Source organism: Streptomyces sp. NPDC089799, assembly GCF_040684755.1.
Lineage (GTDB): Bacteria > Actinomycetota > Actinomycetes > Streptomycetales > Streptomycetaceae > Streptomyces.
Genome location: NZ_JBFBGR010000010.1, coordinates 104,895 through 118,202, shown reverse-complemented (window position 1 = coordinate 118,202; position 13,308 = coordinate 104,895). Strand labels below are relative to the sequence as shown.

Annotated in this window: 10 protein-coding genes; 3 read left to right on the top strand and 7 right to left on the bottom strand. The window is 72.6% G+C overall.

Annotation, left to right across the window (positions count from 1 at the left end; genetic code table 11):
- Nucleotides 1–55: 55 nt before the first annotated feature.
- A complete protein-coding gene (locus tag AB0O36_RS13620) occupies nucleotides 56–1,684 on the top strand; it encodes a penicillin-binding transpeptidase domain-containing protein (RefSeq protein WP_365108593.1) in 1,629 nt (542 codons plus the stop codon).
- Nucleotides 1,685–1,715: 31 nt separating this feature from the next.
- Here AB0O36_RS13620 and AB0O36_RS13615 read toward each other — a convergent pair whose 3' ends face one another.
- From AB0O36_RS13615 to AB0O36_RS13600, 4 genes are all read right to left on the bottom strand, one after another.
- On the bottom strand, nucleotides 1,716–2,948 hold the full coding sequence (locus AB0O36_RS13615) for a serine hydrolase domain-containing protein (RefSeq protein ID WP_365108590.1): 1,233 nt from the start codon (nucleotides 2,946–2,948) through the stop codon (nucleotides 1,716–1,718).
- Between the two features lie 71 nt (nucleotides 2,949–3,019).
- On the bottom strand, nucleotides 3,020–3,787 hold the full coding sequence (locus AB0O36_RS13610) for an ABC transporter ATP-binding protein (RefSeq protein ID WP_365108587.1): 768 nt from the start codon (nucleotides 3,785–3,787) through the stop codon (nucleotides 3,020–3,022).
- 13 nt (nucleotides 3,788–3,800) lie between these two features.
- A complete protein-coding gene (gene cbiQ / locus AB0O36_RS13605) occupies nucleotides 3,801–4,562 on the bottom strand; it encodes a cobalt ECF transporter T component CbiQ (RefSeq protein ID WP_365108585.1) in 762 nt (253 codons plus the stop codon).
- Between the two features lies 1 nt (nucleotide 4,563).
- Nucleotides 4,564–5,694 carry an energy-coupling factor ABC transporter permease gene (locus AB0O36_RS13600; RefSeq protein WP_365108582.1) on the bottom strand — a complete coding sequence of 377 codons (1,131 nt, stop codon included), beginning with the start codon at nucleotides 5,692–5,694 and terminating at the stop codon, nucleotides 4,564–4,566.
- Between the two features lie 175 nt (nucleotides 5,695–5,869).
- Between AB0O36_RS13600 and AB0O36_RS13595 the strand changes: the two genes are divergently transcribed.
- Entirely contained in the window at nucleotides 5,870–6,235 is a 366-nt protein-coding gene (locus tag AB0O36_RS13595; RefSeq protein ID WP_365108580.1) for an SsgA family sporulation/cell division regulator, read from the top strand.
- 102 nt (nucleotides 6,236–6,337) lie between these two features.
- Here AB0O36_RS13595 and AB0O36_RS13590 read toward each other — a convergent pair whose 3' ends face one another.
- Both AB0O36_RS13590 and AB0O36_RS13585 read right to left on the bottom strand, forming a co-directional pair.
- The gene (locus AB0O36_RS13590; protein WP_365108577.1) at nucleotides 6,338–8,566 is read right to left on the bottom strand and encodes an MMPL family transporter; all 2,229 of its coding nucleotides are present in this window, start codon (nucleotides 8,564–8,566) and stop codon (nucleotides 6,338–6,340) included.
- A gap of 138 nt (nucleotides 8,567–8,704) precedes the next feature.
- On the bottom strand, nucleotides 8,705–9,274 hold the full coding sequence (locus AB0O36_RS13585) for a TetR/AcrR family transcriptional regulator (protein ID WP_365108574.1): 570 nt from the start codon (nucleotides 9,272–9,274) through the stop codon (nucleotides 8,705–8,707).
- 177 nt (nucleotides 9,275–9,451) lie between these two features.
- On the opposite strand from AB0O36_RS13585, the gene AB0O36_RS13580 reads away from it, so the two are divergent.
- Nucleotides 9,452–12,916, top strand: coding sequence for a S41 family peptidase (locus AB0O36_RS13580; RefSeq protein ID WP_365108571.1), 3,465 nt, complete (start codon nucleotides 9,452–9,454; stop codon nucleotides 12,914–12,916).
- 168 nt (nucleotides 12,917–13,084) lie between these two features.
- On the opposite strand, the gene AB0O36_RS13575 is transcribed toward AB0O36_RS13580, so the two are convergent.
- A complete protein-coding gene (locus AB0O36_RS13575; RefSeq protein WP_365108568.1) occupies nucleotides 13,085–13,276 on the bottom strand; it encodes a hypothetical protein in 192 nt (63 codons plus the stop codon).
- Between the last annotated feature and the right edge of the window lie 32 nt (nucleotides 13,277–13,308).

The following is a 13,308-nucleotide window of genomic DNA, read 5'->3' as shown; positions in this document are numbered from 1 at the left end:
GGTCTGAGGAAGTGAACATGTTCAGACAGTTGTGACACCTGGGGAGGGGACTGTCATGAACGGGGCCGCCAAGGGGGCCGTCATCGGCGGGGTTTTCCTGCTGATGGTCGGCGGGGCCGGTTACGGGGTGTACACGATGCTGGGATCGGAGATGGGGAGCGGCGGGGGCTCCGGAAACGGGTCCGCCGCGGTCGAGACCGGGCCGCCGACCCCGAAGGAGGTCGAGCGGACCGCCAAGGACTTCCTGGCCGCCTGGGCCGCCGGGGACGAGCGGGCCGCCGCCGACCTGACGGACAACGCGGCGGCCTCACGGCAGGCCGTGATCGGCTTCCGGACCAGGGCGCACGTCTCCAAGGCGGTGATCACACCGGGAACCCCGGCGGAGGCCACGGTGCCGTTCAAGGTCGAGGCGGAGGTCACGTACGAGGGGCAGACCAAGCCCCTCTCGTACGAGTCGAAGCTGACGGTGGTGCGCGGCGCGTCCAGCGGCAAGGCCCTGGTGGACTGGCAGCCGTCGGTGCTCCACCCGCAGCTGCAGAAGGACGAGACGCTGCGGGCGGGCGCCCCGGCGGCGCCCCCGGTCACCCTGGTGGACCGCGGCGGCAAGGAGCTCGACCCGGAGAAGTACCCCTCGCTGCGACCGGTGCTGGACCAGCTGCGCAAGACCTACGGCGAGAAGGCCGGCGGGACCCCGGGTGCGGAGCTGTGGATCGAACCGGCCGTGGCGGACGCGCCGAAGCGGACGCTGCTCACGCTGGCGCCGGGCAAGCCCGGGAAGGTCGAGACCCGGCTGGACGCGGCGGTGCAGGCGGCCGCGGAGCGGGCCGTGGCACAGCACCCGGAGTCCTCGGTGGTCGCGGTCCAGCCGAGCACCGGGGACATCCTGGCGGTCGCCAACAACCGCAAGGACGGCTTCAACGCGGCCATGCAGGGGGCCCGGGCGCCCGGCTCCACCATGAAGATCGTGACGGGCGAGATGCTGCTCGACAAGGGCCTGGTGGCGGCGGACAAGGTGGCGCCGTGCAAGCCCACGGCCACCTGGTACGGCCGGACCTTCCGCAATCTGGGCGGCTTCAGCCTCGACGGCGCGACCTTCGCCACCAGCTTCGCGAAGTCCTGCAACACGGCCTTCATCGGACACATCGACGAGGTGGACGACGACGGGGCGCTGCCCCGCGAGGCCCGCGAGGTCTTCGGCATCGGCCTGGACAACTGGAAGACGGGCGTCCCGTCCCGGGACGGCACGGTGCCGGAGAGTTCGGGTCCGGCGGCGGCCGCGGCGTACATCGGCCAGGGCGAGGTCCAGATGAACCCGCTGAACATCGCCTCGATCACGGCCACCGCGAAGACGGGTGTCTTCCGGCAGCCGGTGATCGTGCCGGCCGCGCTGGACGGACGGACGCTGGCGACGGCGGAGCGCCGGATGAAGCCGGCGGTCCGGCAGCAGCTGGTCTCGATGATGCGGCTGACGGCGACGGGCGGGACCGCGGCGAAGGTGATGGCCGGGGTCGGCGGGGACAAGGGCGCCAAGACCGGCTCCGCGGAGGTCGACGGCGCGGGCAGCCCGGACAGCTGGTTCACCGGCTACAGCGACGACGTGGCGGCCGCGGCGATGGTCGAGGGCGGCGGCCACGGCGCCGACGCGGCCGGCCCGCTCGTCGCCCAGGTCCTCCGCGCCGGCTGACCCCGCCGCGGGAGCGCCCCGGCCGGGTCCGCTACGGCTGCGCGTCCAGGGACGACCGCAGGGCGCGGACCAGGGCCTGGGCCCGGGGGTCGGCCGTGACCGACTTGGCCAGGGCGTTGGTGACGTAGCCGAAGCCGATGCCGGAGTCGGGGTCGGCGAAGCCCAGGGAGCCGCCGCGGCCCGGGTGGCCGAAGGAGGCCGGGGAGAGGAGCGGGGAGGCCGGCCCGTGCAGCATGAAGCCGGGGCCGAAACGGGTGTTGACCACCAGCACCCGGTCCGGCCCGGCGGAGAGCTCCGTACCGGCCAGCGCCGTGACCGCCGGGGTGAAGATCCGCCCGCCGTCCTCGACGGTGCCGACGGTGGCGGCGTAGAAGCGGGCCAGGCCGCGTGCCGTGCCGATGCCCGCCGACGCCGGGAGCTCGGCGGACCGCCACTCCGGCGCGTTCTCGTCGGGCAGCGGGTCGATCGCCGCGAAGGCCCGCCGGGTCAGGGAGGCCGGGTCCGCGTACGCCTCGGCGACGTTCCGGCGCGGCCGGGTCCGCAGCGAGCCCGCATGCCCGGGCGGCTCCACCGGCGCCACCCGGCCCACCCGGTGGGCCTCGTCCTCCGGGACGCCGATCCAGAAGTCGAGCCCCAGCGGCTCGGCGATCTCCTCGGCCAGCCAGGTGCCGATCGAACGCCCGGTGACGCGGAGGACCAGCTCGGACAGCAGCCAGCTGTAGGTCTGCGCGTGGTAGCCGTGTGCGCTGCCCGGCTCCCAGAACGCCTGCTGCGCGGCGACGGCCCGCGCCCCCGAGACGGGGTCGACGGCCTCCGCGGGGGTCAGCGGCCGGTCCAGGGCGGGTATGCCCGCGCGGTGCGCGAGCAGGTCGCGGACCAGGGTGCGTTCCTTGCCGCCCGCCTTGAACTCCGGCCAGTACGAGCCCACCGGCGCGGCCAGGTCCAGCAGCCCGCGCTGGTGCAGCAGGAGGGGGACGGCCGCCGCGACGCCCTTGGTGCCGGAGCGCACGACCACCGCGGTGTCCTCCGCCCAGGGCTCGGCGCCGCCGGAGCCGTCCGCCGAACCGTCCGCCGCCCCGTCGGCGCGGGCACCGGCGTCGGCGCCCCCGTCCGCGTCCTTGGTGCCGGCCCACAGGTCGACGACCTTGCGCCCGTCCCGGTACACGGCGACCGCCGCGCCCCGGTCGCCCAGCAGCTCGAAGTTCCGTACGAACGCTTCACGGACGGGCTCGAAGCCCTCCGCCACCTCACCCTGGATGTCCACGGCCGCTACAACGCCCGTGCTTCCGCGGCTATGCCGGCCCCGGCGCCTTCGTTATGTCACCGCAACGCGCGTTATGCCACCGAAACAGAGCGCGGATCGAAACCGAAGGGCAGTTCCAGCCGGTGGGCCCGCATCAGTTCCTCGTCGCACAGCAGCTCCTGGGTGCCGCCGTCGGCCGCGATGACGCCCTCGCTGAGGATCACCGAGCGGGGGCACAGCTCCAGGGCGTAGGGCAGGTCGTGGGTGACCATCAGGACGGTCACGTCCAGGGAGCGCAGGATCTCCGCGAGCTCCCGCCGGGAGGCCGGGTCCAGGTTGGAGGAGGGCTCGTCGAGCACCAGGATCTCCGGCTCCATGGCCAGCACGGTGGCGACGGCCACGCGCCGGCGCTGTCCGAAGGACAGGTGGTGGGGCGGCCGGTCCGCGAAGGCGGCCATGCCGACCCGGTCCAGTGCGGTCCGGACCCGCTCCTCCAGCTCCGCGCCGCGCAGTCCGGCCGCGGCCGGGCCGAAGGCCACGTCCTCGCGCACGGTGGGCATGAACAGCTGGTCGTCGGGGTCCTGGAAGACGATGCCGACCCGGCGGCGGATCTCGGCGAAGTTGCGCTTCTCCACCGGCAGCCCGGCCACGGTCACGGTGCCGACGCCGCCGCCGAGGATGCCGTTGAGGTGCAGGACGAGGGTGGTCTTGCCGGCACCGTTCGGGCCGAGCAGGGCCACCCGCTCGCCCCGGCCGACCTTCAGGTCCACCCCGAACAGGGCCTGGTGCCCGTCGGGGTAGGCGAAGGCGAGCCCGGACACGTCGAGCGAGGGAACGGAGGGAACAGCAGCAGAGGTCATGGCGTCCAGCCCATCACAGTGTCCAGCCCATCACACACACGGCGAGTGCCGCCGCCGGGAGCGCCGCGGCGTGCGCCCACTGCGTACGGCTGGCGGTCGCCTCGTCGATCACCGGCATCGAGCCGGTGTAGCCCCGGCTGACCATGGCCAGGTGCACCCGCTCACCGCGCTCGTAGGAGCGGATGAACAGGGCCCCGGCGGTCTTGGCCAGCACGCCCCAGTGCCGGATCCCGCGCGCCTCGAAGCCGCGCGAGCGCCGCGCGACGGACATCCGGCGCAGTTCGTCGGTGATGACGTCCCCGTACCGGATCATGAACGAGGCGATCTGCACCAGCAGGGAGGGCAGGCGCAGCCGCTGGAGTCCCAGGAGCAGCTCGCGCAGTTCGGTGGTGGAGGCGAGCAGCACGGACGCGGCCACCCCCAGGGTGCCCTTGGCGAGCACGTTCCAGGCGCCCCAGAGTCCCGACACGGACAGGGACGTGCCGAGGACCTCGACCCGCTCGCCTTCGGCGACGAACGGCATGAGCACCGCGAACGCGACGAACGGGACCTCGATCAGCAGTCGGCGCAGCAGGAAGCCCGCCGGGATCCGGGACACGGCCGCGACCCCGGCGATCAGGGCGGCGTACAGGCCGAAGGCCCACACCGCCTCGCGCGGTGTGGACACGACGACCAGGACGAAGGCGAAGGTCGCGGCGAGCTTGCAGTGCGGCGGGAGGGCGTGCACCGGTGAGTGCCCGTGCCGGTAGAGCCGGTGGGCGTGGCCCGCTCCCATGTCAGCCGGCCGCCGGCCGGGCGGCTTCGGCCGCCGGGCCGGCGGGGGAAGAGGAGCGGCGGCTGCGGACGGCCCAGAACACTCCGCTGCCGAGGGCGATGGTGGTGCCGACGCCGATGACGCCCGCGAGGCCGCCGGAGAGGCGCGCGTTCTCCACGTCCTTGACGCCGTAGTCGGCGAGCGGCGAGTCGGCGGAGGCGTGCTCGTAGGTGCGCTCTCCCTCGGGCTTCTCCTCGTCCGCCTTGAGCTTGGCGTCGATGCCCTTGTCGGCGGCGACCTTCTCCAGGCCGTCGGGGCTGGCGGAGGCGTAGAAGGAGACGAAGCCGGCCAGGACGAGGGCGGTGACCAGGCCGGTGGCCCAGAGCTTGCGGGAGGGCCCGGCGGACCCCGTGGACCCGGTGGCCCCGGCGCCGGCCGGAGCTGCGGCCGGTGTGGCGGCCGGTGCGTCGACGAGTTCGCCGCCCACCTTGAGCTTGAGCGGGGCGGCCAGGCCGCGGGCGCCGAAGACCAGGTCGGGGCGTACGGCGATCACGGCGCCGACGGTGGCGGCGGTGATCAGGGCCTCGCCGATGCCGATGAGCACGTGGACGCCGACCATGGCGGTCAGCACCTTCCCGACCGCCACGTCGGTGGTGCCGCCGATGGCGTAGATGCCGGTGAAGGCGGCGGCCGCGGCCGGGACGGAGACGAGGGCGGCGGCGAAGGAGGCGATGGTGACCGAGCCGCGGTTGCGCGGCAGCACCTTCAGCAGGCCGCGGAAGAGCAGGTGGGCCACCAGGACGGTGACCACACCCATGACGGAGACGTTCACGCCGAGGGCGGTCAGGCCGCCGTCCGCGAAGAGGACGCCCTGCATCAGCAGCACCACGGACATGCAGAGCACGCCCGTGTACGGGCCGACGAGTATCGCGGCGAGCGCGCCGCCGAGCAGGTGGCCGCTGGTGCCGGCGGCGACGGGGAAGTTCAGCATCTGCACGGCGAAGATGAAGGCGGCGACCAGGCCGGCGAGCGGCGCGGTGCGCTCGTCCAGTTCCCGGCGGGCTCCGCGCAGGCTGACGGCCACGGCACCCGCGGCCACCACTCCCGCGGCCACCGATACGGGTGCGTCGATGAATCCGTCGGGTACATGCATGGTGTGTCCGCTTCCTTCTTCACACGTTGTTTAACTGTTCAAGGATGCAGGCAGCTGCAAACCATTGGCAATAGCGAGCGCATCACAAAACCGGCCGCGCGCTCCCGTGGGAATGTGCGAGGCTGGAGAGCAATACGGACTGCTTTGTTCCGCTTCTGACGCGAGGAGCCGGCCGATGTCTGCGACCACCACCACCGCCGTCGAAGAGCGAGTGCGCGCCCGGGTCATCACCGACGACCCCCTCTACCGGGCCATTCCGGTCGCCCTCAGGTTCGCGCCGTCCGAGCCCCTCGCCGTCCGGATCGTGTTCCCCGCGGGCCTCTCGCCGGAAGGCACCGAGAACGAGTGGGTCTTCCCCCGGGCACTGCTGGAGGCCGGGCTGCAGGCCCCCTCGGGCAGTGGGGACGTACGGGTCTGGCCGTGCGGCAGGGTGCAGGCGGTCGTGGAGTTCCACTCTCCCGACGGAGTGGCCGTGGTCCAGTTCGACATCGCCGTGCTGCGCCGCTTCCTGCGCCGGACGTACCAGCCCGTCACCCGTTAGGCGCACGGCGCCCGATCGCGTGGAACGAGAGCGGCCCCGCACCTCGGACGAGGTGCGGGGCCGCTCCGTATCACCGCGCGGTCGGGCGTCGACCGGCTCCGGTCAGGCGTTGACCAGCTTCCGGTCCTGGTCCGGGTCCTGGTCGTGGCCCCGGCCCGGGCCCGCGTGGTCCTCGGGGTCGGCCAGGTGCTTGCGCAGCCCCTCGCCCTCCACGTCCACGTTGGGCAGCACCCGGTCCAGCCACTTCGGCAGCCACCAGGCGCGGTGGCCGAGCAGGGCCAGCACCGCCGGGACGATCGCCATGCGGACGATGAACGCGTCGAACAGGACGGCGATGGCCAGCGAGAAGCCGATCATCTTGACCATCTGCTCGCTGGAGCCGATGAAGCCGGAGAACACCGCGATCATGATCACGGCGGCGGCGGTGACCACCCGCGCGCCGTGCTGGAAGCCGGTGACCACGGCCTGGCCCGGGCGCTCGCCGTGGACGTACGCCTCGCGCATCCGGGTGACCAGGAAGACCTCGTAGTCCATGGCCAGACCGAACACCACGCCCACCATGAAGATCGGCATCATGCTCATGATCGGACCGGGCTGCTCGACCCCGAAGACACCGCCCAGCCAGCCCCACTGGAAGACCGCGACGACCGCGCCGAGGGCGGCGATCACCGAGAGCAGGAAGCCGAGGGCCGCCTTGAGCGGGACCAGGACCGAGCGGAACACCACCATCAGCAGCAGGAAGGCGAGGCCGACCACCAGGGTGAGGTAGGGCAGCAGCGCGTCGTCCATCTTCTGCGAGAAGTCGATGTTCATCGCGGTCTGGCCGGTGACCAGCACGTCGTCGCCCGTGGCCGCACGGATCTTGTGGACCAGGTCCTCGGTCTCGACCGAGGACGGCCGGTCCTTGGAGATCACCGTGATGATCCAGGTGTCGGCGTCCTTCTCCTTGTTCGGCGTGGGCGGGAGCACCGCCGCGGCCATGTTGAGCGCCTTGACCTGCTCGCCCGCCTTGTCGGCGGCGGCCTTGTCACCGTCGACGACCAGCATCAGCGGGCCGTTGAAGCCGGGGCCGAAGCCCTCGGAGAGCATGTCGTAGGCGCGGCGCTGGGTGGTGGAGACCGGCTGGGAGCCCTCGTCGGGCAGGCCCATCTCCAGCTTGCCCACCGGCAGCGCGATGGTGCCGAGGCCGATCACACCGAGCAGCAGGACCACCAGCGGGCGGCGCAGCACGAAACGGGCCCAGCGGGTGCCGCCGTTCGGCTTCTCCTCGGCGCCCTCCGGCCTCGGCTTGCCGCCGCCGAACAGCCGGCTCTTCTGACCGGCCGGCAGGACGCGCTTCTGCGCGAAGCCGATCATGGCCGGGACCAGGGTGAGCGCCACCAGGACGGCGATGACCACGGTGCCGGCGGCCGCCGCGCCCATCTTGGTGAGCATCGGGATGTTCACCACGGCCAGGCCCACCAGGGCGATGACCACGGTCAGACCGGCGAAGACCACGGCGGAGCCTGCGGTGCCGACGGCGCGGCCGGCGGCCTCCTCCTTCTCCCGGCCCTCGGCGAGCTCGGCGCGGTAGCGGGAGACGATGAAGAGCGCGTAGTCGATGCCGACCGCGAGGCCGATCATCATCGCGAGGGTGCCGGTGGTCGTGCCCAGGTCCAGCACGTTGGCCAGCGCGGTGATCGAGGAGATGCCGATGCCGACGCCGATCAGGGCGGTCAGCAGCGGGAGCCCGGCGGCGACCAGCGAGCCGAAGGTGATGACCAGGACCACCGCGGCGATCATGATGCCGATGGCCTCGCCGGAGCCGTTCTCCGGCATGGTCTGGAGGGCGTCACCGCCGATCTCCACCGTCAGCCCGGACTTCTGGGCGTCCTTGCCGCTGTCCTTGAGCGCGTCGCGGGTCTCGTCCGTCAACTCCATCGAGTTGACCTTGTACTTGGTGGTGATGTAGGCGGTGGTGCCGTCGTGACTGACGGCCTGCACCTGGTACGGGTCGTCGACCGTGGCGATCTGGTCCGAGCCGGACTTCAGGTCGCCGACGATCTTCTGGACCTGGCCCTTGACCGCCGGGTCGGTGACCTTCTGGCCGTTGGGGGCCTTGATCACCACACGGGCGGTGGCGCCGTCGGCGGCGAGCGCCGGGAAGCGCTCTTCGAGGAGGTCGAAGGCCTTCTGGGCCTCGGTCCCCGGTATGGAGAAGGAGCTGGAGGTCGGGGTGGACGCCGTGGCCGCGCCGAAGCCGGCGAGGAACAGCAGCGCCACCCAGAGCAGCGCGACCCAGCGGCGGCGCCGGAAGGCGCCCTTGCCGAGTCGGTACAGGAAGGTGGCCACGTCGGTGGTTCTCCCGTTCGAGTCGTGGATGGGATGGGCATCGAATGCCGGCCCGACGACGAGAGCGGCGTGTCAGGAACAGCGGAACAGCGGTACAGCGGGGAACAGCGGGTGCAGCCGTGCTGCGGACCGCTGGGTTCAGGCGCCGAGGGCGGGGATGACCACGGCTTCGGTGAACGCGGTGAGGAACTCCCGGTCGACCGGTCGGTCCTCGATCAGCGGCATGGAGATGAACGCGCCGATGAGCATGTGCGGGACGAATGCGATGGCCGGACAGTCGGGGGCGATCTCCCCCCGGTCGACGGCCCGTTGCAGCATCATCTGCAGCCCGGTGATCTCCGGGTCGACGAGCAGTTCCCGCAGCGCCTTGTGGAGCTCGGGGCTCTCGTGAACCGCATGGCCCAGGCCACGGATCAGTGCCGTGTCCTTCGCCATCTGGTCGTCGTCGGAGTGCTGGATCATCACCGCGAAGTCACCGCGGATGCTGCCCGTGTCGATGTCCGCCAGGGACACCTTCTGCGTGCAGCGCAGGGCCTTGGCGACCAGCTCCGGCTTGCTCCCCCACTGGCGGTAGAGGGTGGCCTTGCTGGACTTGGTACGGGCGGCGACGGCGTCCATCGTCAGTGCCTCGTAACCGACTTCACGGAGCAGGTCCAGGACCGCGCCGTGCAGTTCGGCCTCACGCTCGGGGGTGATGCGGCTTGCCAACTCTCCGTACCTCCCGCCGAACGAAACCGTTTCGTACACCGTGACGATACCCCGGACAAGAGCGGAACGAAACAGTTTCGTTTCGCTGCCCCCAGTGGGATCCGTCACGGACCAACGTACGTGATCGGATCATCAGTACGAGTTGCCGGGCCCCCCTGACGCGGAAAGCATTGGGGGGTGAGTCACGACGTCGCGTACCTCCGGTTCCCTCACCTGCACGACGACCTGCTGTGCTTCGCCACCGAGGACGACCTGTGGGTCGCCCCGCTCGTCGCGGAGGGCGAACCCCCGGGCCGGGCCTGGCGGATCACCGTCGACCGGACCCGGGTGGGCCACCCCCGGTTCTCCCCCGACGGCCGCCACATCGCCTTCACCACCTGGCGCAGCCTCGACCCCGAGATCCACCTCGCCCCGGTGGACGGCGGCCCGGTCCGCCGGCTCACCTACTGGGGCTCGACCGACACCCGGGTCTGCGGCTGGACCCCGCCCGACAAGGACGGCCGCAGCGACATCCTCGCCGTGTCCTCGCACGGCCAGCCCTTCTCCTACTTCGCCTGGGCCTACAGCCTGCCGCCCGACGGCAGCCCCGGCGGCCGGCTGCCGTGGGGCCCGGTCTCCGACATCGCGGTGCACGACGAGCCCACCGGCGAGGAGGGGACCGTCTCCCGCCACACCCTGCTGCTGACCGGCAAACCGCCGCACGAGCCGGCCGCCTGGAAGCGCTACCGGGGCGGCGCCACCGGCCGGCTCTGGCTGCACGGAGAACGGCTGCTGGAGGACCTCGGCGGGCACCTCGACTCCCCGATGTTCGTGGCCGGCCGGATCGCGTTCCTCTCCGACCACGAGGGCACCGGCAACCTGTACTCCTGCCTGCCCGACGGCACCGATCTGCGGCGGCACACCGACCACGACGAGTTCTACGCCCGGCACGCCTCCAGCGACGGCCGCCGCGTGGTCTACCAGTGCGCGGGCGACCTCTGGCTGGTGGAGTCCCTCGCCCCGGACGCCTCGCCGCGCCGGCTCCCGGTCCGCCTCGGCGGCCCGCGCACCGGCCGCCGCACCTACCAGGTGCCGGCCGCCGGGAACGTGGGCGGCGTCGCCGTGGACACCACCGGGCGGGCCAGCGCGATCGCCGTACGCGGCAGCCTGTACTGGCTCACCCACCGGGACGGACCGGCCCGCACCATCGCCGACACCCCCGGGGTGCGGATCCGGCTGCCCGAGACGCTGGGCTCCGGCGGCAAGGTCGCCTACGTGACCGACGCCGACGGCGAGGACGCCGTGGAGATCGCCTACCTGCCCCGGGCGTCCGGGGAACGGGAGCCGCTCCGGCTGGCCTCCGGCCGGCTGGGCCGCGTACTGGAACTCGTATCGGACCCGGAAGGGGAACGGCTCGCGATCGCCTCCGACGACGGTCGCCTGCTGCTGCTCACCGTGCCCGACGACGACGCCGGCAACACGGGCGTGCAGGCGGAGGCGGACGCGGACACGGAGGCGGAGGAGCCTTCCGGTCCTTCCGGCCCTTCCGGCCCTTCCGGTACGGAGGAACCCTCGGACTCGGAGGAGCCCTCGGGCGCGGAGGGGCCCTCGGGCGCGGAGGGGCCCTCGGGCGCGGAAGAGCGCGCCGGAGAGGTCACCGAACTGATCCGGTCCATCAACGGGCCGGTGAACGACCTGGCCTTCTCCCCCGACGGGGACTGGCTGGCCTGGTCGCACCCCGGGATCGGTCGCTCCCTGCGGCAGATCAAGATCGCCAGGATCTCCGGCCCCGGCGCCCGGACCATCGTGGACGTCACCAACGGCCGGTTCGAGGACGAGAACCCGGTCTTCACCCGCGACGGCCGCTACCTGGCCTTCCTCTCCTGGCGCGGCTTCGACCCGGTGTACGACGTGCACACGGGCGACCTGTCCTTCCCCCTCGGCTGCCGCCCCTACCTGGTGCCGCTGTCCTCCGCGACCCCCTCCCCCTTCGCACTGTCCGCCGAGGGCCGGCCGGCCGCCGGCGGGCTCGACCCGGTGGAGGGGGACACCGGCGACGGCACGGTGACCGTGGAGATCGAGGGCCTGGAGAGCCGGGTCACCCCCTTCCCGGTGAGCGCCTCCAAGTACTCCTCCCTCCACCCCGTGCACGGCGGCGGACTGGTCTGGCTGCGCTGGCCCATCTCGGGAGCGCTCGGCGAGACCTTCGCCAACCCGGCCGACATGACCGGCAAGCCCACCCTGGAGCACTTCGACATCACCAAGGCCCGCAAGGCCGAACTGGCCTCCGGGCTGGACTGGTTCGCGGCCAGCGGCGACGGCACCCGGCTGGTCCTCAACGACGACGGCGACCTGCGCGCGGTCCCCGCCAACGAGTCCGGCGACGGCGACTCCACGGTCTACCTGGACCTGCGCCGGATCCTGCACGAGGTGGACCCCGGAGCCGAGTGGAGCCAGGCGTACGAGGAGGCCGGGCGGATCATCCGCACCTTCTTCTGGGAGCCGAAGATGTGCGGGATCGACTGGGACGCGGTGCTCGCGCAGTACCGCCCGCTGCTCGAACGGGTCGCCTCCCCCGACGAGTTCGCCGACCTGCTGCGCGAAGTCCTCGGTGAACTCGGCACCTCGCACGCCTACGTCGCCCCGGCCCGCCGCAACGAGGGACCGCCGCACTACCAGCGGCCGATCGGCCTGCTCGGCGTCAACCTGGTGCCGCGGGACGGCCGGTGGACGGTCAAGCGGATCCTGCCCGGCGACTCCTCCGACTCCAAGGCCCGCTCTCCGCTGGCCGGCACCGGCATCCGCGAGGGCGCGGTGCTGACCCATGTGGACGGCCGGCCGGTGGACCCGGTGGCCGGCCCGTACCCGCTGCTGTCCGCGGCCGGCGCCACCACGGTCGAGCTCACCTTCCGGCCGGCCGAAGGAGAGGGCCGGGCCCGCCGGGTGGCGGTGGTGCCGCTGGTGGACGAACGGCCGCTGCGGTACCAGGACTGGGTGGCCAAGCGCCGCGCGGTGGTCCGCGAGGTCAGCGGCGGCAAGTGCGGCTACCTGCACATCCCCGACATGGGCGGGTCGGGCTGGGCGCAGTTCAACCGGGATCTGAGGGCCGAGATGTCCCGGCCGGCGCTGATCGTGGACGTACGCGGCAACGCGGGCGGGCACATCAGCGAACTGGTGGTGGAGAAGCTGACCCGGAAGATCCTGGGCTGGGACCTCACCCGCAACGCCCAGCCGGTGTCGTACGCCTCCAACGCGCCCCGGGGTCCGGTGGTCGCGCTGGCCGACGAGGCCACCTCCTCCGACGGGGACATGATCACGGCCGCGTTCAAACTGCTGGGCCTGGGACCGGTGGTGGGCCAGCGGACCTGGGGCGGAGTGGTCGGCATGACGGGCCGGCACACGCTCGGCGACGGCACGGTGATCACCGTGCCGATGAACGCGGCCTGGTTCCCCGAGTACGGGTGGTCGGTGGAGAACCACGGCGTGGAGCCGGACCTGGCGGTGCTGCGCACCCCGCTCGACTGGGCCGAGGGCCGGCACGCCGGTCTGGACGACGCGGTCTACCTGGCGCTGGAGCTGCTGGAGCAGAACCCGGCCGCGGTGCCGCCCGGGTACGGCGACGTACCGGACCGGCGGCGCCCGAAGCTGCCGCCGCGCCCGTAGCGGAACGGAACGGAACGACCGGCAAACGGAACGGGAAGCGGACCGGGAAGCGGACCGGGAAGCGGAAGGAGCGGGAGAAAGAGGGACGGAGGGAGAGGGGGGCCGGGAACAGGAAGGGGCGCGACCGTTCCGGAACGGTCGCGCCCTTCGCACGCTGCGGGCGGCGCGCTAGAAGTCGTCCTCGTCGCCGTACGCCCGGCGCGCCTCCTCCTCCTGCTGCGGGCGCCGCGCGGGCTTCGCGGCCTCCTCCTCGCGGGCCCGTATGCGCTCGGCCGGGCCCTGCTGCGGGCCCTTGGCCGGCTGCCGGGACGTGCCCTTGACCTGCTCCGCCTTCTCGTTGAACCGGTCTTCGATACCCATGCTTTCACTCCACGAGGGGTGTCGGTGGTGGG

Coding starts and splice junctions, on each gene's coding strand:
- AB0O36_RS13620 (WP_365108593.1), top strand. CDS start 56: ATGAACGGGGCCGCCAAGGGGGCCGTCATCGGCGGGGTTTTCCTGCTG.
- AB0O36_RS13595 (WP_365108580.1), top strand. CDS start 5,870: ATGTCTGCGACCACCACCACCGCCGTCGAAGAGCGAGTGCGCGCCCGG.
- cbiQ (WP_365108585.1), bottom strand. CDS start 4,562: ATGGGAGCGGGCCACGCCCACCGGCTCTACCGGCACGGGCACTCACCG.
- AB0O36_RS13600 (WP_365108582.1), bottom strand. CDS start 5,694: ATGCATGTACCCGACGGATTCATCGACGCACCCGTATCGGTGGCCGCG.
- AB0O36_RS13610 (WP_365108587.1), bottom strand. CDS start 3,787: ATGACCTCTGCTGCTGTTCCCTCCGTTCCCTCGCTCGACGTGTCCGGG.
- AB0O36_RS13575 (WP_365108568.1), bottom strand. CDS start 13,276: ATGGGTATCGAAGACCGGTTCAACGAGAAGGCGGAGCAGGTCAAGGGC.